Annotated in this window: 23 protein-coding genes; 10 read left to right on the top strand and 13 right to left on the bottom strand. The window is 69.9% G+C overall.

The window, feature by feature from the left end; translation table 11 throughout:
• Positions 1–47 precede the first annotated feature (47 nt).
• Complete coding sequence (gene gmk / locus ACS5Q7_RS15850) at positions 48–701, top strand: guanylate kinase (protein WP_478340266.1); 654 nt, start codon at positions 48–50, stop codon at positions 699–701.
• A 196-nt stretch (positions 702–897) separates the two neighbouring features.
• On the opposite strand, the gene ACS5Q7_RS15845 is transcribed toward gmk, so the two are convergent.
• The 9 genes from ACS5Q7_RS15845 to rimP form a co-directional block, all read right to left on the bottom strand.
• Complete coding sequence (locus ACS5Q7_RS15845) at positions 898–1,458, bottom strand: biliverdin-producing heme oxygenase (RefSeq protein WP_478340265.1); 561 nt, start codon at positions 1,456–1,458, stop codon at positions 898–900.
• Positions 1,459–1,460: 2 nt separating this feature from the next.
• On the bottom strand, positions 1,461–4,091 hold the full coding sequence (locus tag ACS5Q7_RS15840; RefSeq protein ID WP_478340264.1) for a histidine kinase dimerization/phosphoacceptor domain -containing protein: 2,631 nt from the start codon (positions 4,089–4,091) through the stop codon (positions 1,461–1,463).
• Positions 4,092–4,190: 99 nt separating this feature from the next.
• A complete protein-coding gene (locus tag ACS5Q7_RS15835) occupies positions 4,191–5,594 on the bottom strand; it encodes a dihydrolipoyl dehydrogenase (protein WP_478340263.1) in 1,404 nt (467 codons plus the stop codon).
• A gap of 71 nt (positions 5,595–5,665) precedes the next feature.
• Positions 5,666–6,691, bottom strand: coding sequence for a tRNA pseudouridine(55) synthase TruB (gene truB / locus ACS5Q7_RS15830; protein WP_478340262.1), 1,026 nt, complete (start codon positions 6,689–6,691; stop codon positions 5,666–5,668).
• Between the two features lie 91 nt (positions 6,692–6,782).
• The gene (gene rbfA / locus ACS5Q7_RS15825; RefSeq protein ID WP_478340261.1) at positions 6,783–7,193 is read right to left on the bottom strand and encodes a 30S ribosome-binding factor RbfA; all 411 of its coding nucleotides are present in this window, start codon (positions 7,191–7,193) and stop codon (positions 6,783–6,785) included.
• A gap of 109 nt (positions 7,194–7,302) precedes the next feature.
• The gene (gene infB, locus ACS5Q7_RS15820) at positions 7,303–10,320 is read right to left on the bottom strand and encodes a translation initiation factor IF-2 (RefSeq protein ID WP_478340260.1); all 3,018 of its coding nucleotides are present in this window, start codon (positions 10,318–10,320) and stop codon (positions 7,303–7,305) included.
• Positions 10,321–10,429: 109 nt separating this feature from the next.
• Entirely contained in the window at positions 10,430–11,134 is a 705-nt protein-coding gene (locus tag ACS5Q7_RS15815; protein WP_478340259.1) for an RNA-binding protein, read from the bottom strand.
• A gap of 20 nt (positions 11,135–11,154) precedes the next feature.
• On the bottom strand, positions 11,155–12,795 hold the full coding sequence (gene nusA / locus ACS5Q7_RS15810) for a transcription termination factor NusA (protein WP_478340258.1): 1,641 nt from the start codon (positions 12,793–12,795) through the stop codon (positions 11,155–11,157).
• Between the two features lie 68 nt (positions 12,796–12,863).
• Positions 12,864–13,661, bottom strand: coding sequence for a ribosome maturation factor RimP (gene rimP / locus ACS5Q7_RS15805; RefSeq protein ID WP_478340257.1), 798 nt, complete (start codon positions 13,659–13,661; stop codon positions 12,864–12,866).
• Between the two features lie 186 nt (positions 13,662–13,847).
• Here rimP and ACS5Q7_RS15800 point away from each other — a divergent pair, with 186 nt between their 5' ends.
• The 7 genes from ACS5Q7_RS15800 (at position 13,848) to ACS5Q7_RS15770 (ending at position 20,283) form a co-directional block, all read left to right on the top strand.
• Positions 13,848–14,810, top strand: coding sequence for a glycoside hydrolase family protein (locus ACS5Q7_RS15800; protein WP_478340256.1), 963 nt, complete (start codon positions 13,848–13,850; stop codon positions 14,808–14,810).
• A gap of 5 nt (positions 14,811–14,815) precedes the next feature.
• A complete protein-coding gene (locus ACS5Q7_RS15795) occupies positions 14,816–15,772 on the top strand; it encodes a glycoside hydrolase family protein (RefSeq protein WP_478340255.1) in 957 nt (318 codons plus the stop codon).
• Between the two features lie 686 nt (positions 15,773–16,458).
• Positions 16,459–17,208, top strand: a complete 750-nt coding sequence (locus ACS5Q7_RS15790; RefSeq protein WP_478340254.1) for a class I SAM-dependent methyltransferase — start codon at positions 16,459–16,461, stop codon at positions 17,206–17,208.
• A gap of 36 nt (positions 17,209–17,244) precedes the next feature.
• Complete coding sequence (locus ACS5Q7_RS15785) at positions 17,245–17,940, top strand: spermidine synthase (RefSeq protein WP_478340253.1); 696 nt, start codon at positions 17,245–17,247, stop codon at positions 17,938–17,940.
• 532 nt (positions 17,941–18,472) lie between these two features.
• A complete protein-coding gene (locus ACS5Q7_RS15780) occupies positions 18,473–19,120 on the top strand; it encodes a cell division protein DivIVA (protein WP_478340252.1) in 648 nt (215 codons plus the stop codon).
• Positions 19,121–19,190: 70 nt separating this feature from the next.
• Complete coding sequence (locus tag ACS5Q7_RS15775; RefSeq protein ID WP_478340251.1) at positions 19,191–19,706, top strand: hypothetical protein; 516 nt, start codon at positions 19,191–19,193, stop codon at positions 19,704–19,706.
• A gap of 25 nt (positions 19,707–19,731) precedes the next feature.
• Positions 19,732–20,283 carry a hypothetical protein gene (locus ACS5Q7_RS15770; RefSeq protein WP_478340250.1) on the top strand — a complete coding sequence of 184 codons (552 nt, stop codon included), beginning with the start codon at positions 19,732–19,734 and terminating at the stop codon, positions 20,281–20,283.
• 68 nt (positions 20,284–20,351) lie between these two features.
• Here the strand turns inward: ACS5Q7_RS15770 and ACS5Q7_RS15765 are convergent, their stop codons facing one another.
• Positions 20,352–21,368 carry an aldo/keto reductase gene (locus ACS5Q7_RS15765; protein ID WP_478340249.1) on the bottom strand — a complete coding sequence of 339 codons (1,017 nt, stop codon included), beginning with the start codon at positions 21,366–21,368 and terminating at the stop codon, positions 20,352–20,354.
• Positions 21,369–21,534: 166 nt separating this feature from the next.
• Here ACS5Q7_RS15765 and ACS5Q7_RS15760 point away from each other — a divergent pair, with 166 nt between their 5' ends.
• Together ACS5Q7_RS15760 and ACS5Q7_RS15755 are read left to right on the top strand one after the other, a co-directional pair.
• A complete protein-coding gene (locus tag ACS5Q7_RS15760; protein ID WP_478340248.1) occupies positions 21,535–22,446 on the top strand; it encodes a protein-methionine-sulfoxide reductase heme-binding subunit MsrQ in 912 nt (303 codons plus the stop codon).
• A gap of 57 nt (positions 22,447–22,503) precedes the next feature.
• Positions 22,504–22,893: a hypothetical protein gene (locus ACS5Q7_RS15755; protein ID WP_478340247.1), complete on the top strand. Its 390-nt coding sequence runs from the start codon at positions 22,504–22,506 to the stop codon at positions 22,891–22,893.
• A 44-nt stretch (positions 22,894–22,937) separates the two neighbouring features.
• Here the strand turns inward: ACS5Q7_RS15755 and ACS5Q7_RS15750 are convergent, their stop codons facing one another.
• The 3 genes from ACS5Q7_RS15750 to ACS5Q7_RS15740 form a co-directional block, all read right to left on the bottom strand.
• The gene (locus ACS5Q7_RS15750; protein ID WP_478340246.1) at positions 22,938–23,324 is read right to left on the bottom strand and encodes a hypothetical protein; all 387 of its coding nucleotides are present in this window, start codon (positions 23,322–23,324) and stop codon (positions 22,938–22,940) included.
• A gap of 244 nt (positions 23,325–23,568) precedes the next feature.
• Positions 23,569–23,745 (bottom strand): hypothetical protein, encoded by a 177-nt coding sequence (locus ACS5Q7_RS15745; protein WP_243930532.1) that lies wholly within the window; start codon positions 23,743–23,745, stop codon positions 23,569–23,571.
• 114 nt (positions 23,746–23,859) lie between these two features.
• Positions 23,860–24,270 (bottom strand): DUF4174 domain-containing protein, encoded by a 411-nt coding sequence (locus ACS5Q7_RS15740; protein WP_478340245.1) that lies wholly within the window; start codon positions 24,268–24,270, stop codon positions 23,860–23,862.
• Positions 24,271–24,276: the final 6 nt, after the last annotated feature.

The raw sequence follows: 24,276 nt of genomic DNA, 5'->3' as shown, positions 1-24,276 counted from the left end.
GCGCGGGCTACCGTGACGCCTCACCCCCACTGGAGACGGGCCGACCCGTGATCGACGAGACGAGAATTACGCGGCGGGGCCTGATCCTCATCCTGTCCTCGCCCTCGGGCGCGGGCAAGACGACGCTGACCCGCGCCATCGCCGGGGATCCGACCTGGGCGCTCGAACTGTCCATCTCGGTGACGACCCGCGCGCGGCGCCCGTCCGAGATCGACGGGCAGCACTACCACTTCATCGAGCGGGAGGCCTTCGAGGACCTGCGCGCCCGGGACGACCTGCTCGAATCGGCCGAGGTCCACGGCAACTTCTACGGCACGCCCCGGCGGCCGGTGGAGAAGGTGCTCGGCTCCGGCCGGGACATGATCTTCGACATCGACTACCAGGGCACCCGTCAGGTGCGCAGCAAGCTCTCCGGCGACGTGGTGAGCGTCTTCATCCTGCCGCCGAGCATGGCCGAGCTGCGCCACCGCCTGGAGCGCCGGGCCGAGGATTCCGCCGAGACGATCGAGCGCCGCCTCGCCAACGCCCGCACCGAAATCCAGCGGTGGAGCGAGTACGATTACGTCATCGTCAACGACGATTTGCAGGCGGCCTTCAAATCCTTGCAGGGCATCCTCGCCGCCGAGCGCCTGAAGCGCACCCGGCGCACCGGCCTCGCGGCCTTCGTGGAAGGGTTGCTGGCCGAGCAAAGCGGGGCCTAGAGCCGCGACCGACCACATCGAGACGGCACCCACCCTCTCCCCTCATCCTGAGGTGCCTGCGTCAGCGGGCCTCGAAGGAGGGCTCCAGCCTGCCGCGCGATCCCTGGAGCCCTCCTTCGAAGCGGCTCCGCCGCACCTCAGGATGAGGGGGAAGACTTGGAGAGGGCTGGCTGAACCAACTCGTTCGGGTGCGGCCCTAGGCTGCGCCCAGCCACACCCGCATCGCGTCGAAGGTCTCGTTCGCGGCGGCGACGACGGCCTCGCCTTGCCCGTCGAAGGAATCGAGCCGGGCGCGGAAGGCCGACCACATGGCGCCCGTGCGGGGACCGTGGCCGGAATAATAGGCAAGCCCCTCCCCGGCGAGCCCGTGCGCCGCCGCGATGTGGCGGCCGATCACCCGTCCGCCCAGGGTCGAGCCTTCGAGCACGTAGAGCGCCCCCATCGCCGCAGCGGGGCCGGCGAGCGCGATGGGCTGCGCCAGCGGCAGCGCGCCGATCTCCGATCCCGTCAGCCCGAGAAAGGTGAGGTCGTCGCCCAGGGCCGCGAGCCGGCGGCGGGGATCGAAGAACGCGCCGTCGCCCAGGGCCGCGCCGATGGCGGGCTCCCAGGTGGCGTGGAAGCCGTGCAGGCGGCCGAGGAGATCGCGGTAGCCCTGGAGGGTCGCGACCCGCGCCTGCCAGCCGAGGTCGCGTTCCAGCGCCTCGTGCGCCGTCGCCGTGGCCGTCCTCAGCCTCAAATGGAGCGTGGGATCGGCCATGGTCAGGCGGTGATGGTGAAGCAGGCGCCGGGATTGTTCACGACATCGAGGCGGGCGTTGATCTGGTCGAGCATCGCCCGGATCAGCTTCATGCCGAGGCCCGTGCCCTGCGCACTGCCCTTCGGCTCGGCCCAATCCTCCGGCAGGCCGGCGCCGTCGTCGCACACCTTGAGCTGCACGCCGCCCTCGGTGTCCGAGGACGAGACCGTCACCTCGACCCGGCCGCCACCGGTGGGCGTGGTGGCGTATTTGAAGGCGTTGGTCACGAGTTCGGTGGCGATGAGCGAGAGCGCCACCGCCTTGCGGTAGGGCACCATCATGCCGCGCTCGACGGTGAGGTCGACGGAATGCCCGTCGCCCGCGAGCCCCGCGAGATCCTTGCACAGGCTCTCGATGGTGACGCCGAGATCGACCTCGTCCACGCGGTCGGCCTGATAGAGGCTGTCATGCACGCGGGCGACGCTCATCACCCGCGCTGAGGTCTCGGCGAAGGCTTGGCGGGCCGCCGCGTCGGCGATCTGACGCCGCTGCATCTGCAGGAAGGCCGAAACGATCTGAAGGGAGTTCTTCACCCGGTGGTCGATCTCGCGGGTGAGCAGGTCCTTCTGCGCGAGAAGGCGCTCCTTCTCCGCGAGGAGGCCGGTCAGCTCGTCGATCTTCCGCCGCTGGCGCAGCACCACGCCCTCCACCGCCTCCGCGAGGGACGTGGCGAGGTTCCCCTGCCACTCGGCCCAGGGATTGGCGTGGCCGGTGCGCTCCTCCACCCAGCGCTCGAAGGAGCGCCGGGGCAGCACGGCCACCGAGCCGCTGCCGGCGAGCACCGGCTTGCGCGGATCGCCACCCCAGGTCACCGTGCTTGGCATCTCCGGCCGGAACCACACGAGCAGCGTCTCGCGCCCCTCATCCACGAAGGCCGCGAGCAGGCCGCTCGCCACCTCGCGATAGGGCACGGCCTCCGTATAGACCGTGGTGAACTGGCTGCTCTCGAACCGCGTCTCGCCCTCGGGCAAGGTCTCGCGCAGCCACGCCGCGATCCGCACCACCGCCTCGGCGGGGGGCGCGCGGCCGATCACCGTCGCCCGGTCGCCCGTGACGATGCCCGCGCCCGTGGCGTCGAACAGGTGCAGCAGCGTGGTGACGCCGCCGGTCAGCGCCACGACGAAATCGTCCGAGCGGGTGAGGCTCCGGACGAGCCGGCCCTCGACGTCGAGATGCGCCTGACGCTCGGCCCACAGGCGGCGGGACTCGATCTCTTGCACGCGCATGGCAAAGGCGTCGGTGAGCACGGTCGCCGCCGCGCGGGTCTCCGGCGGCACGTAATGCGGCCGGCGGTGATGGCCGATCATCAGCCCCCACAGGCGCCCGTCCACCATGATCGAGATCGACATGGAGCCGTTCACGCCGAGGTTGCGCTGGTACTCCAGATGGATCGGCGACAGGGAGCGATGCTGCGCGAAGGTGAGGTCGATGGGCGCATTGGCGCCGCCCGGCGCGCCGACGAGCGCCACCGGCACGCTGTCGCGGTCGACCACGAAGCGGCTCTTGGCCTTGGTGTAGAGCGCGCGGGCCTGGGCCGGGATGTCGGAGGCCGGGAAGCGCAGGCCGAGCAGGCTGCGCGACCAGTTCGGCGTCTTGTCCTCGGCGACGGCCTCGCCGTTCCAATCCGAGTCGAACCGGTAGACCAGCACCGCCTCGAAGCCGGTCAGCGCGCGGATCTCGAGGGCGGCGACGCGGGCCGCGCCCGCCAGGGTCTCGGCGGCGCGCAGCCGGGCCACGGCGAGTTCGGTGTCGGTCTGGCTCGCCAAGCGGAAATCGTCGGAGATGTCGGGCTCGCGCTCGATCTCGACGATCAGCCGCCCGGCATGGACATGGGCGACGGCGAGGTAATTCACCTCCGGCCGGCCGGGGAAGCGCACCCGCCGCCGCAGCGAGCGCCCGTCGTCCAGGGTGCCGTCCGCGAGCCGTTCCGTCACCGCCTGCATGAAGGCGGCCGGAAGGATGTCGCCGAGAGGACGGCCGAGCAGCGGCGGCTCGGCCGGGTCCACCACCTCGGTCACGTTGGTGGAGAAGGCCGTGACGAGGAGCGTGGCCGCGTCGGCGGCGAAGAGAACGGCGTTGGGCTGGATCGAACCCGGAATGTGGATCGGCTCACGCTCGCACAGGCTCGGATCCACCGGCTCGGCCCGGACCCGGCGGCCGATGGCCGAGACCACGGCCTCGCGCGAGGCACCGAAGCCGAGATTTTCCAAGGCGTCGATCCGCAGCCACGTCACCGGGCTGCCGTCGAACCGGCCGCGTTTCATCCGCACCTGCGCCCGCAGGGGCTGCGGCAGGCGGCCGAACACGTATTCGAATCGCTCGTCCAGCGCGCCCCGCCGCGCGCCCGCGAGGAAGCGGCCGCGGAAGGCCGGCACGTTGGCAGCCGGCATCACGTCCTGGAAATAGTCCCGGCCCAGCACGGCGTCCCGGGGGAGCTTGAGCAGCGCGCTGGCGCCTTCGCTGAACGCGACGATGGTCCCCGCACCGTCGAGGGCGATCACGCCTGCATCGAGGCGGTCGAGCTCGTCCGGGGCGAGGGCGTCGAGGTCGGCACCGCTCTCGCGGCTCTCCATGGGGGGCTCGCTCGGCGGCATCAGGCACGAGACCGGATCATCGAAGACGGTATGACGGGGCGATCCGGGAAGTGCAATGCTTGCCTGTACGCTGTTTTACCAACGATGCCGCGAAGTCGCTCACTCGGTTCGACCACCTCCTACGCTTTGTATCATTTCGGACAATAAGGTATAAAGCCCTTCTTCCACAGTCGGATGATAGAATGGACGGTCGGAGAACTCCCGAACCTTGAGCTTGTCTCGCAGGGCGTTGGACAGGATCTGAGCGAGGTGCTCGACCGCCGGTCCCAGCATCTCCCCGCCGAGCAGTCTCCCGTCGGCTGCGGCCCAGAGGCACAGGCCGCCCCGGTTCACGCCCTCGGCGCGGGCGCGGCCCTGATCCTCGAAGCTTGTGCGCGCGACAATCCGTCCCTCCGCCTTCGGATCGAAGGCGAGTCCGACGCTGGCGGCCTGGGGATGGGTGAAGACCATTGCGAGCGCCGGCCAAGGCTCGGGCGTGTCGAGGGCGCGTCCTGCGGCGAGGGCGGCGGCGTTCGCTCCCGCGATGCTCCCCTGCCGGCTCGCCTCATGCAGGATCGGGCGCCAGGCATTGGCGTCCCCGGCGATGAGGATCGGCGCGCCTTCGCAGACGAGGCTGCGGTGATCGAAGGCGGGCATGCCGTCCTCGTCCAGGGTGAGGCCGGTCGTCTCGAGGCCGAGGCCCGACACGTTCGGGGGGCGGCCCGCTGCGGAGAGGACGTGACTCACCTCGGTGACTTGGCTCCGGCCGTCCCGGTCGGTCCAATCCAGGCGAACGAGGTCGCCGACGCGCTCCGCGCCCTCGACCCGCGCCCCGAGATGGAGCGCGAATTCGCCGGAAAAGATCTCCGCTGCCTTGGCCACGAGGCCCGGCTCGGTCAGCCCGGCAATGGTGCTCCCGGAATCGAGCGCCGTGACCTTTACACCGAGGCGCGCCATGGCCTGGGCGATCTCGATGCCCACGGCCCCGAGACCGAGCACGGCGAGGGAGGGCGGCAGATCCGCGATCTCGAAGATCGTGTCGGTGGTGAACAGCCGGTCCCCGAGGCCGCGCAGGGGCTTCGGCACGGCGGGGCTCGACCCCGTGGCGATCACGGCGGCGGCGAAGCGCAGGCGCGTCTCCCCGTCGACGGCGAGGGTGCGGCCGTCGAGGAAGCGGGCCTGCCCGGCCAGACGATCCGCCTCGGGGATTTTCGCGACGCCATCCAGCACCGCCCCGACGAAGCGATCACGCTCCCGACGCAGGCGCGTGAGGACGGCCGGGCCGTCGACGCGCACCGAGTCGACGCGGATGCCGAAGAGGTCGGTGTTGCGCGCGCCGTGCGCGGCTTCGGCGGCGGCGATCAGCAGTTTCGACGGCATGCAGCCGACGCGGGCACAGGTGGTGCCGCCGGGGCCGCGCTCGATCAGGATGGCGCGGGCTCCCTTGTCCCGCGCCGCCCGGTACGCGGCGAGACCGGCGGTTCCCGCGCCGATCACCGCCACGTCGCATTCCCGTTCGCGCATCGAGCCCCCGCTTTCGCAACGAGGGGCCAACAGGGCTGAAATGCCCCGCGTTCCGGGTGCGCCGACGCGCCTCAGGCCCGGCCGGGGGCCGTTCCGCCGAGGTGGAAGACGCGGTGCGGCACGAGCTCGCCGCGCTCCACATCGCCCACGGCGACGAGGATGCCGGAGCAGGTCGCGAAGGCCTTGCCGGAGATTGGGGCATCGCGGCCCCGCAGGATCACCGGCTGGCCGCGCATCAGGCGCAGGCCCATGTCGCGGGACACGGCGATTCCGGGGATGGCGTCGAGCGCCGTCTCCACCGGGCGCAGATGGGCCAGTGCCGCCTCCGGCCCCTGGTCGGTGAGGGTCGCCACGGCGCAGGATTCCGCCTCGGTGAACGGCCCGACGCGGGTACGGCGCAGGGCGGCGACGTGGCCGAAGCAGCCGAGCATCCGCCCGAGGTCGCGGGCCAGCGCGCGGACATAGGTGCCCTTGCCGCACTCGGCCTCGATGATGGTCTGCCCGTTCTCGTGGCCTACCACCTCCAGCCGGTCGATCTGCACCGGACGGGCGACCAGCTCGACGGTCTCGCCATCACGGGCGAGGTCGTAGGCGCGCTCACCCTGGATCTTGATCGCCGAGTAGCGCGGCGGCACCTGCTCGATGGCGCCGACGAAGGCCGGCAAAGCCGCCTCCACCGCCGCCCGCTCGGGGCGCGCCTCGCTGGTCGCCACCGGGCGGCCCTCGGCGTCGTCGGTATCGGTCTCGACGCCCCAGGCGACGGTGAAGCGGTAGGCCTTGCGGCCATCCATCACGAACGGCACCGTCTTGGTCGCCTCACCCAGCGCGATCGGCAGGATGCCCGAGGCCAGCGGATCGAGGGTGCCGGCATGGCCCGCCTTCTTGGCGTTGAAGGCGCGCTTCACCACCGCGACGGCGTGAGTCGAGGTCATGCCGACATGCTTGTCGAGGATCACCCAGCCCGAGACGTCCTTGCGCTTCGGGCGATCGGGCCGGGGACCGCGCTGCTGCGGACGGCGCCCTTCGTGGCTGCGGGACTCGCCCGGCAAGCCGGCGACCGGCTGCGCCGGAGCGTGATCGTCGGTGGAAACGGTCATGTCCCTCTGTGCCCTGGAACGTCAAAAACAAGATTTCAAAAGGACTTGGTCCTTTTGCGGGTGCAGGACGGCGCCCTGCTGGACTCCCGACTCAATGATCCGCGTCGTGATCCGTTTCGTCGAGATCGCGCCGAACCCGCTCGTCGCGGAGCAGGCGGTCGATCCGCGCAGCCTCGTCGAAGGTCTCGTCCCGGCGGAAGCGCAGCTCCGGCGCGTATTTCAGGTTCACCCGCCGCGCCACCTCCTGGCGCAGCACCTTCCGGTGACGCTCCAGGGCCGCGATGACCGGCGCCTCGTCCATACCGCCGAGCGGCATGATGTAAGCGGTCGCCAGCTTCAGGTCCGGGGACATCCGCACCTCCGGCACGGTCACGACATGCGAGCCGAGCACGGGGTCCTGGATGTCGCCTCGCTGAAGCACCTCGGCGAGCGCGTGGCGGATCAGTTCCGCGACGCGCTGCTGGCGCTGGGAGGGGCCTGTCGGTGTGGGTTTCTGCGCCATGTCCGTGAGCTAAGGCCCCGCCACGAGGACGGGCCCTGCCTCCAAGAAAAAGAAAAGACGGCCGCGGCGTGTGCCGCGGCCGCCCTGTCCGGACGGTTCGTCCGGACGATCAGAGCGTGCGGCGGATCTCCTCGACCCGGTAGCACTCGATCTCGTCGCCTGCGCGCATGTTCTCGAAGTTCTCGAAGGCCATGCCGCATTCCTGGCCGCTCGTGACCTCCTTGGCGTCGTCCTTGAGACGCTTGAGGGTCTTGAGCTTGCCTTCGTGGATGACGACGCTGTCGCGCACGAGGCGGACATGGGCGCCGCGCTCCACGACACCATCGGTGACGCGGCAACCGGCGACCTTGCCGACCTTCGACACCTCGAAGACCTGAAGGATCGTCGCCTCGCCAAGGCGCTCTTCGCGGAGCGTCGGCGGGAGCATCCCCGACAGCGTGGCTTTGATGTCGTCCACGAGGTCGTAGATGATGTTGTAGTAGCGGATATCGACACCCGCGCGCTCGGCGGCCTCGCGGGCCTCCTTGTGGGCGCGGACGTTGAAGCCGATCACCACCGCCTTGGACGCCTGGGCCAGGGTGATGTCCGACTCGGTGATACCGCCGACGCCGGAGAGCAGGATGCGGGCACCGACCTCGTCGTTGCCGAGCTTCTCCAGGGCGCCCACGATGGCCTCGACCGAGCCCTGCACGTCGCCCTTGATGAGGACGGGCAGTTCCTTGCGGAGCGAGCCTTCCTTGGCCTCGCGCATCATGTCGACGAGCGAGCGGTTGGCGCCGCCGGTGCGGGCCGCGATGCGCTCGCGCTTGATGCGGGCGCGGTACTCGGTGACCTCGCGGGCACGGGCCTCGGTCGGGACCACGATCACGCGGTCGCCGGCGTCCGGCGTGCCGTTGAAGCCCAGCACCTCCACCGGCACCGACGGGCCGGCGTACTGAACGTTCTCGCCGAGATCGTCGATGAGGGCGCGGACCTTGCCCCACTCGGCGCCGGCCACGACGATGTCGCCGGTGAAGAGCGTGCCGCGCTGCACGAGCACGGTGGCCACGGGACCACGGCCGCGATCCAGCTGCGCTTCGATCACGGTGCCCTCGCCATCGCGCTTCTCGTTGGCGCGGAGGTTCATGATCTCGGCCTGGAGTTGCAGACCCTCGAGAAGGTCGGGCAGACCGTCGCCGGTCTTGGCCGAGACCTCGAACTCCAGGGTCTCGCCGCCCATCGACTCGACCTGGATGTCGTGCTGCAACAGCTCGGTGCGGACCCGCTGGGGGTTCGCGTCCGGCTTGTCGATCTTGTTGATCGCGATGATCATCGGGACGTTCGCCGCCTTCGCGTGCTGAATCGCCTCGATGGTCTGGGGCATGACGCCGTCATCGGCCGCCACCACGATCACCACGATGTCCGTCACCTTGGCGCCGCGGGCACGCATGGAGGTGAAGGCCGCGTGGCCGGGGGTGTCGATGAAGGTGATGAGGTCGCCGGAGGGCGACGCCACCTGATAGGCGCCGATATGCTGCGTGATGCCGCCGGCCTCGTCGTCGGCGACGTTGGCCTTGCGGATCGCGTCGAGCAGCGAGGTCTTGCCGTGGTCGACGTGGCCCATGATCGTGACGACCGGCGGACGGGGATCGAGATCCTCCTCCAGATCCGGCTCGTCCGAGGACAGGCCCTCTTCGACGTCCGACTCGGCGACGCGGCGGACCGTGTGGCCCATCTCCTCGGCGATGAGCTGGGCGGAATCCGAATCGATCACGTCGGTGATCTTGTGGATCTGACCCTGCTTCATCAGCATGCGGATCACGTCCACGGCCCGCTCCGACATGCGGTTGGCGAGTTCCTGGATGGTGATCGTCTCTGGGATCGTCACCTCGCGGGACAGCTTTTCCTTCTGCTCCACGTGGCCGCGCCCGCTCATCCGCTGCTGGCGGCGGCGGAACGACGCGACGGAGCGCGTACGCTCGTCCTCGCCGGCGGTGGCGTTGGCGATCGTCAGACGGCCGCGGTTGCGGTCGCCACCCGGACCCTTGGGGGTCTTGGGCGGGGTGATGATCTTGAGCGGCATGCCGGGACGGCGGATGACCCGCTTCGTCTCCGACTCGTCGTCGTTCACCTGCGCGCCGCGGCCGGCGGCGGGCCGGGCGGTCGTCGCCGCACCGGCCGGGCGAGCGGCGGTGGTGGGCGTGGCCGACTTCTCGGGCTCCGGCGCGGGCGCCGGGCGGGCCATGAAGTTCAGGTCGCGCGGCTTGCGATTGTCGGCCGTGAGGATCTTGCGCGGCTCGTTCGAAGCGGGGCGCGGGGCCGCCGGGGCAGCCGGGCGCGGAGCCTGACCCGCCGCAGCGGCGGGACGGCCGGCACCGGCCGGACGCGCAGCGGACGGCTGGCGCGCCGGAGCGGCCGGCTGACGCGGCGCCGAGACCGGAGCCTGAACGGCGGCGGGGGCCGGCGCCTGGGGAGCGGCCGGGGCCGGAGCCTGAACGGCCGCCTGAGCGGGAGCCGGGCTGGCGGCGGCCGGCGCGGGCGCTGCGGGAGCCGGTGCAGCGGGCGCCGGAGCGGCCGGAGCCGGTGTCGCGGCGGCCTGAGCCGCAGCTTCGGCCTGAGCCTCGGCGGCAGCCTTGCGGGCAGCCTCCTCGGCGGCCTTGGCCTCGGCGGCGGCGCGGGCGGCCTCCTCCTCGGCGCGGCGGCGGGCTTCGGCCTCCTCGCGCTGGCGGCGGGCCTCGGCCTCGGCGGCGGCGCGCTGGGCAGCAGCGTCCTCCTCGGCCTTGCGGCGGGCATCGGCCTCGCGACGCTGGGCGTCAGCCAGGGCGGCGGCACGGGCCGCGCTTTCCTGCTCGCTCAGGGTCCGAAGGACGACGCCCCCGGCAGCGGGACGCTGCGGCGGACGCTGCGATCCGGCCGGCGCCGCGCCTGCGGGGCGGGCGTTGGCGGCGGGACGCGGTGCGGGCGTTGTCGGCGCCGGGGTCGCCGGAGCACCGACGCGACGCTTCACAGTCTCGACCATGACCTGCTTCGTGCGGCCATGGGAGAAGCTCTGACGCACCACACCCTGTTCGATCGGACGCTTCAAGGAGAGCGGCTTACGGGGGCCCCGTTCCGCAGTCTTGTCGCCCGGGTTGTTCGTATCACTCATCCAGTCAGAACCCTGGGGGTTTCCATTCGTGCCGTGGACTGCGCACCGGTGCCGCCGGCGGCGCAATCAATCTCGTGTCGTCTCGTGGGGCTCGTACGATCCCGCCGTGTCAGGCGGTCTCGGGCTCCTCGGTCGCCGTGGCGGCGCCCTCGAACGAGCGTAGCCGACGCCAACGCGACAGGCAGCCGGCAGCTCCGGCTCCTGCGACGAGCGCAGCGTGTATCACATGATCCCGACCCAAAGCCATGTCCAATTCGTCTTCGGACAAGTCATCGATGATCGGGACTGCCGATATGGCTTGTCCATGCCGCCGCATCAAGGCGGCAGCGATCTTTCTACGTCCGTCGGGACTCGCTTCGGCGGCATGAATCACTGCCGCGACGCCGGGATCGGCGCCGACGGCCGCCTCGACCTTGCCGAAGCCGGTCACGATGTGCCCGGCCTTGTTGGCGAGCGCGATGGCCTGCCTCAGGTCGGCGCGCAGGGCTTCCCCGATCCGGTCGGTCAGATCGGCCCCGACCGGGGTCGGCCTCTTAAACGCCCGTGAGAACAGGTTTTTCTTCACGGCCGTAGCCACCGTCTCCCGCTTCGCGGCGATCCAGGCGCCCCGGCCCGGCAGCTTGCCGCGAAGATCCGGCACCACGATCCCGTCGGGGCCGCGCACGAAGCGGATCATCGCGTCGGGGGCCTGGGCCACCCGGGTGACGATGCAGGTGCGCGTGCGCGCACGGCGGCCGGGCCCCGCATGGTCGGGCCCCGAATCGAGGGAATCCTCGATCCCGGCCTCCGTCGTGGTGTCCACGGCCTCGCTCATGCTGCGGCGCCCGGCTCCTCTCAGGCCTGCTGCTCGGCCGGCTCGGCCTCGCCCTCGGCGCCTTCGGCCTCGCCTTCACCCTCGGCCTGCTCCTCCGATTCGGCCTCGGCCGGAGCCTCGATCCAGCCGGCATGGACGCGGGCGGCCATGATCAGCGACTCAGCCTCGGCCCGCGACATGTCGAACCCGTCGAGGAAGCCCGCATGGCGCACGGCCTCCGGCCCACGGCCCTCGGTGTAGCCGACGAGATCGTCGGTGGCGCAGCCCGCCAGATCCTCGATCGACTTCACGTCGTTCTCGCCGAGCGCCACCATCATCGGCGTGGTGATGCCCTCGAGCTCGCGCAGGTCGTCGGAGACGCCGAGTTCGCGGCGGCGATCATCGTGCTCCTGCTCGATCCGGGCGAGGTGATCCTGGGCGCGGGCCTGGATCTCGGCGCCGGTCTCCTCATCGAGGCCCTGGATGTTCGACAGTTCCGAGGTCTCGACGTAGGCGATTTCCTCGACCGAGCGGAAGCCTTCCGCCGCGAGGAGCTGGCCGACAGTCTCGTCCACGTCGAGGGCCTGCATGAAGGTCTGGGTCCGCTCGGTGAATTCCTTCTGGCGGCGCTCCGATTCCTCGGCCTCCGTCAGGATGTCGATGTCCCAGCCGGTCAGCTGCGAGGCGAGGCGCACGTTCTGGCCGCGACGGCCGATGGCGAGCGAGAGCTGGTCGTCCGGCACCACCACCTCGATGCGGTCGGCCTCCTCGTCCAGCACCACCTTCACCACCTCGGCAGGCTGGAGGGCGTTGACGATGAAGGTCGCCTGATCCTCCGACCAGGGGATGATGTCGATCTTCTCGCCCTGCAACTCGGCCACCACCGCCTGGACGCGGGAGCCGCGCATGCCGACGCAGGCGCCGACCGGATCGATGGAGCCGTCGCGGGAGATCACGGCGATCTTGGCGCGCGAGCCCGGATCGCGGGCGACCGCCTTCACCTCGACGATGCCGTCGTAGATTTCGGGCACTTCCTGGCCGAACAGCTTGGCCATGAATTGCGGGTGCGAGCGCGACAGGAAGATCTGGGGCCCGCGCACTTCCGAGCGCACGTCGAACAGGTACGAGCGGATGCGGTCGCCGGGGCGGAAGGTCTCGCGCGGGATCATCTCGTCGCGGCGGACGATGCCCTCGCCACGTCCGAGGTCCACGATGACGTTGCCGTACTCGACGCGCTTCACCACGCCGTTCAGGATCTCGCCGATGCGGTCCTTGTACTCGTCGAACATCCGCGCGCGCTCGGCGTCGCGGACCTTCTGGACGATGACCTGCTTGGCCGACTGGGCGGCCACGCGGCCGAAATCGAAGGGCGGCAGCGTATCGGAGATCACGTCGCCGATCAGCGCGCCGGGGTTGAAGCGGCGGGCCTGATCGAGGGTGATCTCGCGGGCGTCGTTCTCGACCTGCTCCACCACCAGCAGGTGGCGGGAGAGGCGCAGCGCGCCGCTCTTCGTATCGATCTCGGCATGAACGTCCGTCTCCGCGCCGTAGCGGGAGCGGGCGGCCTTGGCGATCGCCTCCTCCATCGCCTCGATGACGATCTGGCGGTCGATCACCTTCTCGCGGGCGACCGCGTCGGCGATCTGGAGGAGTTCGAGCCTGTTGGCGCTGACGACGGCCATGGGTTCAGGTCCTTCTTCTCAAACGGGAAATTCTAAAGCGGCTCGAAAGTCTAGAGCGGCTCGAAAGTCTAAAGCGGCTCGTCTTGGCCCTTGAGCCGGGCGGCCTTGGTGATCACCGGCCCCTTCGGCCCGCTCCGCGCGGGCTTCTCGGCGGCCGGCTTCCTGGCCGGAGACTTTGCCGCTTTGCCGGCGGGTGCCTTGCCTGCCGGCTTGCCCGCCGACTTGGCCTTCGGTGAGGCGGTCTTGCGCGGAGCCGGACGCGGCGAGGCCTCGTCCTCCTCCTCGGCATCGTCCATCTCGTCGGCAGGCGGGCCACCGCGACGCAGGGATTCGCGCACCAGATCGTCGGTGAGGACGAGATGCGCCTCTGCGAGGTCGCGCAGCGGCACCGCAATGCGGCTCGGCAGGCCCTCCTTCACGTCGGGCAGGTCGACCGGCACCGTCTTGCCCTGGGCATCCGGCGTTCCGAGGATGCCCCGGAAACGCTTGCGCCCGTCCAGCGGCACGGCCAGTTCCAGCTTCGCCTCGTGCCCCGCCCAGCGGGCGAAGTCCGAGACCCGCACCAGCGGCCGGTCGATGCCCGGCGAGGACATTTCGAGGTTGTAGGCACCGCCCACCGGATCGTCGAGGTCCAGGATCGGCGACAGGACGCGGCTCGCCGCCTCGCAATCGTCGATGGTGCAGGTCCCGTCCGGCCGTTCCAGCATGATCTGCACGGTGCAGCCGTTCTGGGCCGAGACCTTCACCCGCACCAGCCGGTAGCCGAGGCCCTGCAGCGGGCCTTCGATGACGCGCGCCACCTGGGCGCCGACGCCCGTCTCGCCGGTGAGGCGCGGTTCGGCAAGATCGGAGGGGATGTCGGCCATGGAGGTTTCGCGCAAGAGCCCGCTTCGCGGCGAGGTTGCGGCCAAAAAAAAGAGCGGGCCGGGGGGCCCACTCCGAACCGCAGCCTCGCGACTGCCATCAGAAATGTTGAACGTAACTTACGGGCAATCGCCTTCCGCCGCAAGGGCCGCGCGGGTAGTCTGCGCCATCACGACAGGGGGAACGACGTGCCGCATTGGCGCAAGCTCGGCCGGGTCTTCGACCCCATGGCGGTCCACGACAGGCCCTGGCTGAAGGAATTCGCGCAGGCGCCGAGCGCCCTGATCTGCGGCGACGTGGTGCGGATCTACTTTTCCTGCCGCCCGCCCGCCGACGCGGCCGGGCAATACGTGAGCCACAGCGCCTATGTCGATCTCGACCGGGCGGACCTGTTCACGATCCGCGCCGTGGCCGAGGCGCCGATCCTGCCCCTGGGGCAGACCGGGACCTTCGATGAGTTCGGCGTCTATCCCGTCTCGGTGATCCGGCACGGGGACGAGGTGCGGGCCTATTACGCCGGCTGGACGCGCTGCGAATCGGTGCCCTTCAACACCGCCATCGGCTGCGCCGTGAGCCATGACGGCGGCGTACGCTTCGAGCGCCTGGGGTCGGGGCCGATCCTGCCCTACGGCCCGAACGAGCCCTTCGTGATGAGCGGCCCCAAGGTCCGCATCTTCGGCGGCACCTGGTATCTGTTCTACATCGCCGGCCGGAGCTGGAAGATGCATGGTGGCCGGGCCGAGCCGGTCTATCGCATCCGCATGGCGACCTCCCCCGACGGGCTGACCTGGACCAAGGCGGGCCGCGACCTGATCCCGCCCCGGATCGAGCCCGACGAGGCTCAGGCGAGCCCCGACGTCTTCTTCGCGGACGGGCGCTACCACATGCATTTCTGCTACCGGTACAGCACCGATTACCGGGGCCATGAACGGGGCTACCGCATCGGCTACGCCTGGAGCGACGACCTCGTGACATGGACCCGCGCGGACGAGCGCGCCGGTCTCGACGTTTCGGCGGAGGGGTGGGACGCGCAGATGGTGAGCTACCCGCACGTCTTCGCCGTCGATGGGCGCACCTACCTCGCCTATCTCGGCAACGATGTCGGGCGCGGCGGCTTCGGCCTCGCCGTCCTCGACGGGCCGATGGGGTGACGCCGATGCGCTGGGAGAGGCTCGGCCTCGTCTTCGACCTTCAGGCGCATCCGCTGCCCTTCGGCATCGGCGCGTTCGCGCAGGGGCCGCAGGCCCTCGTGCTCGACGACCGCGTGCGGGTCTATGTCTCCACCCGCAGCCGCGATCCGGATGGCAAGTACCGCAGCCTCGTCGCCTTCGTGGATTTCACCCGCGACCTCTCGGCCGTCCTCGGCGTCAGCCAGAGCCCGGTCATCGAACCCGGCGGGCTGGGCACCTTCGACGAGCACGGCATCTTCCCGATGACCGTACTGGCTCACGAGGGTCGGGTCTTCGGCTACACGACCGGCTGGAGCCGCCGCGTCTCGGTCTCCGTCGAGACCGGGATCGGCCTCGCCATCAGCCGGGACGGCGGACTCAGTTTCGAGCGGCATGGGACCGGGCCGGTGCTCTCGGCCACCCTGAACGAGCCGTTTCTCGTCGGCGACGGGATCGTGCGGGTGATCGGCGGCCGGTTCCACATGTGGTACATATTCGGCACCGAGTGGACCCGGCCCGCGCCCGGCGCGGAGGCCGAGCGGGTCTACAAGATCGGGCACGCCACCTCGGCGGACGGGATCGCCTGGGTGACGGAAGACGGCCGCCGGATCGTGCCCGATCGCCTCGGCCCCACCGAGTGCCAGGCGCTGCCGACCGTCTTCGACCGGGACGGTCGCCACCACATGGTGTTCTGCTACCGCGAGCAGGTCGGCTTCCGCACCGATCCGTCGCGGGGCTACCGGCTCGGCCACGCGTGGTCGGACGACCTCTCAACGTGGACGCGGGACGATGCCATGCTCGGCCTGCCGAGCGTGCCGGGCGAGTGGGACGGGGCGATGCAATGCTACCCGAACGCCTTCACCTGCGACGGGGCCACGTACCTCCTCTACAACGGCGATGCATTCGGGCGATTCGGGTTCGGCGCGGCGCGGCTGGTGGGGTGAGTCTCGGCCCCTGTGTCTCACGTGATCCTGTCCCGAGAGTCCGGCCGGACAATCGCGGTTTCCCCCTCTCCCCGCCTGCGGGGAGAGGCCCGCCGACACCTCGTCGTGTCGGCGGGAAGCGGAGGCGACGCCGACGCGGCGGTGAGGGGGGGCGCCGAACGAGGCTCATCCGGCGAACCCCCTCACCCTCGGCTGCCGCCTCGCCGCGCCGACGACAGGGTCGTCGCGGCCCTCTCCCCGCAGGCGGGGCGAGGGGAGGCCAAACTTTCCCGGCCGGAGTGGGCCTCGAAGGATGACGTAACGTCTTGAAAGTCCGGCCAGACAATCGCGGCTTCCCCCTCTCCCCGCCTGCGGGGAGAGGCCCGCCGACACCTCGTCGTGTCGGCGGGAAGCGGAGGCGCAGCCGAAGCGGCGGTGAGGGGGCGCGCCGGAAGAGTCTCGTTCGGCGAACCCCCTCACCGTCGGCTGCCGCCTCGCCGCGCCGACATCCCAAGTCGGGCCTGCCCGACTTGGGCAACACAAGTCGGATCTCGGGCAGGCCCGAGGTCCGTGGTCGTCGCGACCCTCTCCCCGCAGGCGGGGCGAGGGGAGGCCAAACCTTTCCGGCCGAAGTGGGCCTCGAAGGATGACGTAACCTATTGAGAGTACGGTTCAAACGGGATCTGCACGGCGACGAGGATCGAACCATGACCGGACCACGCGATTTCGACCGTGAGGCGCAGGATGTGCAGGGGCACCGCTACGCCTACGATTTCGATTTCGACGTCATGCACGGCTACATGGTGCGGGCCTTCACGCCGTTCTTCCGGCCGGGCCGGCTGCTCGAACTCGGCAGCTTCCGCGGCGACTTCACCCGGCGCCTGACGCCGCACTTCTCCGACATCACCTGCGTCGAGGCCTCCGGCGAGGCCGTGGAGGCCGCGCGCGAACGGCTCGGCGGCGCGGCGACCATCGCCCACGCCACCTTCGAGGAGGCCGCCCTGCCCGGCCGCTTCGACACGGTGGTGCTCACCCATGTCCTCGAACATCTCGACGATCCGGTCGGCGTCCTGCGGCGGGTGAACGACGAATGGCTCGCAGAGGGCGGGCGCCTCCTCGTCGCCTGCCCGAACGCCAACGCGCCCTCCCGGCAGATCGCCGTGCGGATGGGCCTGATCCCGCATCACAGCGCCGTCACCGAGGCCGAGCGCCAGCACGGCCACCGCCGCACCTACGCCCTCGACACCCTGGAGCGCGACGCCGTGGCGGCGGGCCTGCGCGTCGTCCACCGCTCGGGAATCTTCTTCAAGGCGCTGGCGAACTTCCAGTGGGACGCGCTGCTCAAGACCGATATCGTCTCGCAGGAGTACCTCGATGGGTGCTATGCGCTCGGTCAGGTCTATCCCGACCTCTGCGCGAGCATCTACCTCGTCTGTGAGGCAGGCCGCGCGGCCTGACCCCGAGCCGCCTTTCGCGCGGCGTGAGAGTGAACCGTGCTTCCCTGGATCGAGATCGACACCGGCCCCGTCCCCGGCTGCGAGGCGCCCCTGCGGCTGATGCAGCGCGGCCATGAGTTCTCGATCTTCGCCGGGTCGAACGAATTGATGAACAGCTTTCGCGGCGGCTCGGAGGAGGCGCTGGCCGTGCTCGCCTGCGAGCGGCTGGCCGGGATGCGCGCCCCGCGCGTGCTGATCGGCGGGCTCGGCATGGGCTTCACCCTGCGCGCCGCGCTGGCGACTCTCGGCCCCGACGCGCATGTCGCCGTGGCGGAACTGGTGCCCAAGGTCATCGAATGGGCCAAGGGGCCGCTCACTGGCGTGTTCAAGGGTTGCCTCGAGGATCCCCGCCTCGCCCTGCACGAGGCGGACGTGAACCGCCTGATCCAATCCGGCCAGGGCGCCTGGGACGCGATCCTCCTCGACGTCGACAACGGCCCCGAGGGCCTGACCCGGCGGGAGAACGACCGGCTCTACGACAGCTGGGGCGTGAAGCGGGCCCTCTGGGCGCTGAGCCCGAACGGGGTGCTCGGCGTGTGGTCGGGCGGGCCGGACCGGAAGTTCAAGGCGCGCCTGCAGAACGGCGGCTTCGCGGTGGACGAGGTGCGCCCCCGTTCCGGCGGCCGGCGCGGGGCGCGTCATGTGGTCTGGCTCGCCACCCGCGCGACGGGGTCCGCTTCCCGGCCGCGTTGATTTTTTAACGCCGGCTCGCCGCTCTCACCCCGAACAGCTATTGCAGTATTCGACAGGGCGCGGAACCTGAATTTCCGCGCCCGCCAAGCAATTCCTGCCCGTTCTCGCCCTTGTGAAAATCTGCCCATCCGGTCTTGATGTGGCGGATTATGCCAGCCGGAGTTGCATTTCTTCCGGCTTGCTTCCGATCGCAAAGCCATTGAACCACCGGTGGTTGCGATACTGCCTCCTGGGAGCGGATCGTCCACTACAGTGCAGCAAACCATGATCGACTGGGCTTCACGCTCCACCCGGCAAAAACTGCCTCTCACATGTTAATCCGTGGCAGGACAAATTAGAAAAGGCTTACCCGGCAACTGGATGTTAACTGCGCATTAACCATGGCCATGGTCCATATACGATCAAGTTAAGTTTTCGTGTGGAGGGCAGAAACATGGCGGTGACTGCGCGCACTCCCTGGTCGCAGATTTTGAATCAATTTGCGGAAGGGCTCGACGCTATTCCTGATCAGAGAAGCGCCGAAATTCTTGTTTTGAAATCCAGTCTAGACAACCCGACCTCGTCCCGTGACGAGGACGCGCTCGAGGGGCTGGCCGAGGCGATCCGGCCGCAGGTGACGGCTCAGGTCTCACCGCAGGTGACGGCCCAGGTTTCGCCGCAGGCGACGCCCCATGCCTCGGCGGCGGCCTCCGCCTCGGCTCAGTACGCCGCGCAATATGCGGCGGCGGCCGAGCTGGACCCGGCCTCCGGCGAGGACCTCGCCGACTGGACGACCACCCTCGACATCATCAACGGCATGGCCGGCTACGCCGACGAGCAGCGCTCGCGGGTGAAGGAACAGGCCAAGTCGTACAAGGAGACCCTGCAGGACCTGCAGAAGGAACTCCGCGACGTCCACCAGCGCCTGCGCCTCTTCGAGAAGCAAGCCGCCGAGACGCAGCTCCAGGCCGATGCCCGGGTGCAGCGGATCCAGGCCGAGGCCGACGCCCAGGTTCAGGAGATCCGGCTCGCCGCCGAGGCGCAGATCCGCTCGATCCGCAACGAGGCCGACGGCCGCGTGAAGATCGCCGAGGAGAAGACCCGCGCCGCCAACCTGCGCGCCGTGACCGCCGAGAAGTGGTTGCAGCGCATCGACAACGCCGCCAAGAACCTTCTGACCGGCGTCCATACCGGCGTCTGAGCCGTCGCTCTCACCGTGCCCGGCCCGCGCCGGGGACCAACGCAACAGGGACGAAACGGGACCGGGACCGATGGACGACCACAGCTACGATCAGAACCCCACGGTCAGCTCCCTCATGGACAAGGGCAAGAAGTTCGCGAACGCCGAGCAGGTGAAAAAGATCCTGCTGCTGAACACGGCCGGAAAGACGTCCGAGCGGGGCGCCCTCGACGGGTTCCCGAGCTCCGACAAGATGGCCAGCCTGCTGGAGCGGGTCCGCGACGCGGCGAGCTACATCCGCGACGTCGAGGACCGCGCTCAGGAGCAGGAGTTCCGCACCCAGGAACTGCTCGACCAAGTGCGCTCCGACATGCAGGTCGCCCGTAGCCAAGTGCAGGCGGCCGAGCAGCGTGCGCGGGACATCCAGGCCCAGGCCAACGCCCTGATCAAGGCCGCCGAGGACCGTGCCCGGGTCGCCGAGGAGCGGGCCGAGAACGCCGAGGGCTGGCTGCGCCGCGTCGCCGAGGCGATCGAGTCCGAGTTCGCGCCGGGTTCGGACGAAGCCGCCGCGATCCGTTCCAGCATCGGCCGCGCCGCCGTGGCGTGACGGTCCGCGGGGACAGGGGGCCGTCATGCCAGGGATAGACGAAGGATTCTGGGACCAGCTCGACGCCCGCATCGCCGCCACCATCGTCCGGGTGCCGCGGCACCGGTCTCCGCAGGGCTCCTCGAACACGGGACGGGTCTCGCGGCCCGCGCCGACGATCGAGATGCAGGCGGACCGGCACGAAGTCTCGGACTGGACGGGGCTCGTTGAGACGATCTCGGCGGCCGGCGCCGCCGCGCAGGTGCAAGACGAGCGCCTGCGCCAGCAGAACGCCGCCTATGAGGCGCTGGCGAGCGACCTGAAGCGCGCCCTCGACGACGTCGAGCGCTACAAGGGCCTCGTCGCCCAGGCCCAGGCCCAGGTCGATACGAAGGCCCGCGAGATCCAGGCCCTGGCGGAGGCGCGGATCAATGCGATCCAGGCCCGCGCCGATGCCCGCGTCCAGCGGGCCGAGGAGCGCGCCCAGGCCGCCGACCAGCGCGTCGGCGCGGTCGAGGATTGGCTCACCACCGTCGAGGAGGCGAGCCGGAACCTCCTGCCCAACACGGCCCGCGCGCCGATCGCCAAGGCCTCCTGAGCGTCGGGCCGGGGAGCCTGAGCGGCCCCCTGTCCCGACCTGTTTTCCGGCCAGACTTCGAGGCGGCCTCAGGCCTCGCCGGAGCGCGGCAGGCGGCCCTCGATCGGGTAGGCCGGGTCGTTGTAGCCGGGGGTCGAGGGGTGGCCGACCGCGACGTGCGAATCCACCAGCGCCTCGTCCTCGGCCGTGAAGCGGTAGTCGAGGGCGCCGACATATTCCTCCCACTGCGCCAGGGTGCGCGGCCCGGCGATCACGCCCGTGATCAGACGGTTGTTGAGCACCCAGGCCGTGGCGAACTGCCCGGCGCTGATGCCCCGCGCCTGCGCATGGTCCCGGAACAGCCGGGCGATCCGCAGGGATTCCGGGCGCCATTCCGTCTGCATCATGCGCTTGTCGGCCCGTCCGGCGCGGCTCTCCTCCGGCGGCGGGGCATCGGGATCGTACTTGCCGGTGAGGACGCCGCGCGCCAGCGGCGAATACGGGAAGACCCCGAGCCCGTAATGGGCGCAGGCTGGCAGGTGCTCGGTCTCCGGCATCCGGTTGAAGGCGTTGTAATAGGGCTGGCTCACCACCGGCCGGTCGATGCCGGCCTCGTCGCAGAGGCGGCAGATCTCCGCGACGCGCCACGCGCGATGGTTCGAGACGCCGAAATGGCGGATCTTGCCGGCCCTCACGAGGTCGGCCATCGCCCGAACGGTCTCGGAGAGCGGCGTGCCGTGATCCTCCTTGTGGAGGTAGTAGATGTCGATGAAGTCGGTGCCGAGCCGGCGCAGGCTGTCCTCGACCTCCTTCATGATGTGTACGCGCGACAAGCCGCTTTCCTGCGGCCCGGTGCCGACCGGCGTCGCGACCTTCGTCGCCAGCACCCAGGCATGGCGGTCGGCGGCGATGAGGCGGCCAGTGACCTCCTCGGAGCGGCCATCGGTGTAGACGTTGGCCGTGTCGATGAAATTCACCCCCGCCTCGCGGGCATGGGAGACGATCCGCCCGGCATCGGCCTCTTCGGTGGGGCCGCCGAACATCATCGTGCCGAGGCAGATCGGCGAGACCTTGAGGCCGGAACGGCCGAGATTGCGGTACTGCATGACGGGATGGATCCTCTGCACGCGATCCCGTCCAATGTCGGCCGCGACCTTGTGTCGTCAACCGGCCTCGGGCGTAACCGGAGGCGTCGGCGCGGCGAACTGACCCGTGAGGGGACGGAATGGCCGCCACGCCGTTACCGTCTCCGTGTCCCATAGACCGATCCCCATGACCCGCACCGCCATCCCGGATTCCCGCCCGGCCTCCCGCCCGGCACCCAGGCCCTGGCCCTGGCTCGACAGGGCGGGCCGTCTGTCCTGGCTGAAGCTCGTCCTGTTCCTGGCCTGTCTCGCGCCGGCCTGCGAACTCGCCGTCGCCTATCGGCTCGACGCGCTGGGGGCGAAGCCCGTCACCGCGCTGATCCACGGGACCGGCGAATGGGCGGTGCGCTTCCTGCTCGCGAGCCTCGCCATCACGCCCCTGCGGCGCATCGCCGATTGGCCGAAGCTGATCCTGGTGCGGCGGATGCTCGGCGTGACCGCCATGGCTTACGCGCTGGGCCACCTCGCCCTCTACGTGGCGGACCAGAATTTCGACCTCGCCAAGGTCGTGTCGGAGATCGCCCTGCGGATCTACCTGACGATCGGCTTCGTCGCCCTGGCCGGGCTGATCGCGCTCGGCGCCACCTCGACCGATGCCGCGATCCGCAACATGGGGCCGAATTGGCACCGGCTGCACCGGCTCGTCTACACGATCACGGTGCTGGGCCTCGTCCACTACTTCCTGCAGGCGAAGATCGACGTCTCCGCGCCGGTCTTCTGGACGGGCGTGTTCCTGCTGCTGATGGGCTGGCGGATCATGCGCAAGTTCCGCCTGCCCGAGCGGCCCTGGGCGCTGCTTCTGCTCGCCCTCGCCGCCGCGCTGCTGACGGCGGGGCTGGAGGCGGCGTGGTACGGGCTCGCCAGCGGCGTGCCGGCGAGCCTCGTCCTGGCGGCGAATCTCGACTTCTCCGGCCCGATCCGGCCCGCATGGTGGGTGCTCGCTGTGGGCCTCGCCCTGCCGGTCACGGCCCTGGTGCGGACCTCGCGCGCGGCGCCTCGCCTCCGGGGTGCGACCCCGCGCTTGTCGCCGCGCGGCTGATGCCGCAGAACCCGCCGGCCCCCGCCCTCTCGGCGGGGCGATGGCGGAGTGTTTGGGATGACGCGCGGCCTGCTTCTCCTCCTCGCGGGCGCCCTGTGGCCCGCTGCGGCGCTGGCGGCGCCCGCCGCCAAGCCCCCCGCCAAGCCGCCCTCGGCGCCGGTCCAGGCAGCCCCCCCGCCGGTCGCGACGCCCTGCACGGTTCCGGTGCCACCCCCGGTCGGCGAGCGGCCCGCCAAGCCGGCCCTGCCGCCGAAACCGGCCTGCTTGGAGGCGAAGGAGGGCTGCCCCGGCTGGGAGGCCTACAGCTACAACGATGCGGTGAAGGCCTATAACACCCAGGCCCAGGCGTTCCGGCCCCTGGCCGAGGCCTATCTCCAGAAGCTCAACGCCTATGTGAAGGCGAGTTCGGCCTACGCCCAGTGCGAAGCCGAGGCGATGCAGAAGTAGACGAGCGCCGGCCGCCCCACGACGGAGCGGCCGGCGCCTTCACATCAGGAGGCCTTCGGGAAGGCGTTCGCGTAGGAGCCGGAGTTCGACCACCCATGCGAGCCCGCGCCCGTATGGCTCGACGAGTCCTGGTGCCCGTCCGAAACCTTGGTCGACCAGTTGTCGCCGCTCTGCTCGACGACGTGCTGCGGGATGCTGGCGAAGTCGAACAAGGTGTCCTGCGGCAGCGTCACCGACGCCGGGTTCGCGATCTGCGGGACCTTGCTCACGATCGAATCCAGGTTGCCGAGCGAGGCGACGTCTTTGACGAAATCGTCAAAGGACGGGATCGTCACGTCCGACGGCAGGTACTGCGCGACATGCGCCAGATCTTCCTGGACATGATTGTAGATCGACTCGAGGCTCGAGTCGAAGTCAAAACCGAAGCTCATGGAAAACCCCTTATCTTGCTGGCCGGCTGTGCATGTATTGCTCAAGCACATGCCGGCAATAATGAGCCGACGAATAAATATCTGTCGGCGATATCAATTATTTTAGCAGCTCGAAGAGAGTCAATACGCGAGCAATCTTCGTTTCCAGCCGTATTGTTGGGTTAATATCTTTCCCACGACTTCAATATAGACCATCGCGCCGCCCGGTTCTGAATAATATTCCTCGCAATACTGCGACAGAAAATCAGATACGGGCTGGCGCCTTCTTCAGTGCAGCGGCAAAGGCCTTGAGCTGGCGGTTGAGGTCGGCGAGCTCGTTGAGGGCGATGGTCTTGTGACCATCGCGGACCGCGCGCTCGATATCCTCGACCTGCGAGGCGACGAGGCGGCGGAGTGCGGTGGCGACTTGTTCACGGGTCATCGGTCGAGCGTCTTCGCGGAGAATCGGGAGGACGGCCGGACGGGCGGCCAGGCACCTCCCGGTGATAGGCGGGTAGGCTTAACTGTTCGTGTCGCGAAGGTCCTCGTTCCCCTGTTACCGGCTGCCCGGACGGTCCCGCATCTCGTCCTGGCGCATCGGCATCGCATCGATGGTGGCGAACAGGGTCTGAGGCGGGATCGGTTCTTCGGACACGAGCTTCGCCCCGCCATCCTTGCCGATCAGCACGGCGCGGAAGGCCTCCGGCGGCAGGCGCAGTCGCTTGCGCAGGGCCGTCGCCTCCGGCCCCTTGCCCACCGCCTCCATCACCACGAGGTTCCGTTCGGCGAGCCCGTCCCGCACCGGCCCGAGGGCGGCGCGCTGAGCCTTCAGGCCGGCATCGTCCGGCCCCGGCGCCGAGACTACGAGGATGCGCGCGCGCCAGCGCTGGGCGGTTAGGGGATCGCGGGCCGCCGAGGCTCCGAAGGCCAGGGCCGCCAGACAGAGGCCGGCCACGAACGCGCGCATTCCCGT

Source organism: Methylobacterium sp. Gmos3 (assembly GCF_056430985.1).
Note: the sequence above shows the minus strand (reverse complement) of the source record. Positions and strands in the feature narration are given on the sequence as shown.

Coding starts and splice junctions, on each gene's coding strand:
- ACS5Q7_RS15775 (WP_478340251.1), top strand. CDS start 19,191: ATGGACGACCACAGCTACGATCAGAACCCCACGGTCAGCTCCCTCATG.
- truB (WP_478340262.1), bottom strand. CDS start 6,691: ATGACCGTTTCCACCGACGATCACGCTCCGGCGCAGCCGGTCGCCGGC.
- ACS5Q7_RS15790 (WP_478340254.1), top strand. CDS start 16,459: ATGACCGGACCACGCGATTTCGACCGTGAGGCGCAGGATGTGCAGGGG.
- infB (WP_478340260.1), bottom strand. CDS start 10,320: ATGAGTGATACGAACAACCCGGGCGACAAGACTGCGGAACGGGGCCCC.
- ACS5Q7_RS15845 (WP_478340265.1), bottom strand. CDS start 1,458: ATGGCCGATCCCACGCTCCATTTGAGGCTGAGGACGGCCACGGCGACG.
- ACS5Q7_RS15745 (WP_243930532.1), bottom strand. CDS start 23,745: ATGACCCGTGAACAAGTCGCCACCGCACTCCGCCGCCTCGTCGCCTCG.
- ACS5Q7_RS15740 (WP_478340245.1), bottom strand. CDS start 24,270: ATGCGCGCGTTCGTGGCCGGCCTCTGTCTGGCGGCCCTGGCCTTCGGA.
- ACS5Q7_RS15815 (WP_478340259.1), bottom strand. CDS start 11,134: ATGAGCGAGGCCGTGGACACCACGACGGAGGCCGGGATCGAGGATTCC.
- nusA (WP_478340258.1), bottom strand. CDS start 12,795: ATGGCCGTCGTCAGCGCCAACAGGCTCGAACTCCTCCAGATCGCCGAC.
- ACS5Q7_RS15750 (WP_478340246.1), bottom strand. CDS start 23,324: ATGAGCTTCGGTTTTGACTTCGACTCGAGCCTCGAGTCGATCTACAAT.
- ACS5Q7_RS15840 (WP_478340264.1), bottom strand. CDS start 4,091: ATGCCGCCGAGCGAGCCCCCCATGGAGAGCCGCGAGAGCGGTGCCGAC.
- ACS5Q7_RS15765 (WP_478340249.1), bottom strand. CDS start 21,368: ATGCAGTACCGCAATCTCGGCCGTTCCGGCCTCAAGGTCTCGCCGATC.
- ACS5Q7_RS15755 (WP_478340247.1), top strand. CDS start 22,504: ATGACGCGCGGCCTGCTTCTCCTCCTCGCGGGCGCCCTGTGGCCCGCT.
- ACS5Q7_RS15760 (WP_478340248.1), top strand. CDS start 21,535: ATGACCCGCACCGCCATCCCGGATTCCCGCCCGGCCTCCCGCCCGGCA.
- rimP (WP_478340257.1), bottom strand. CDS start 13,661: ATGGCCGACATCCCCTCCGATCTTGCCGAACCGCGCCTCACCGGCGAG.
- ACS5Q7_RS15795 (WP_478340255.1), top strand. CDS start 14,816: ATGCGCTGGGAGAGGCTCGGCCTCGTCTTCGACCTTCAGGCGCATCCG.
- ACS5Q7_RS15770 (WP_478340250.1), top strand. CDS start 19,732: ATGCCAGGGATAGACGAAGGATTCTGGGACCAGCTCGACGCCCGCATC.
- rbfA (WP_478340261.1), bottom strand. CDS start 7,193: ATGGCGCAGAAACCCACACCGACAGGCCCCTCCCAGCGCCAGCAGCGC.
- ACS5Q7_RS15835 (WP_478340263.1), bottom strand. CDS start 5,594: ATGCGCGAACGGGAATGCGACGTGGCGGTGATCGGCGCGGGAACCGCC.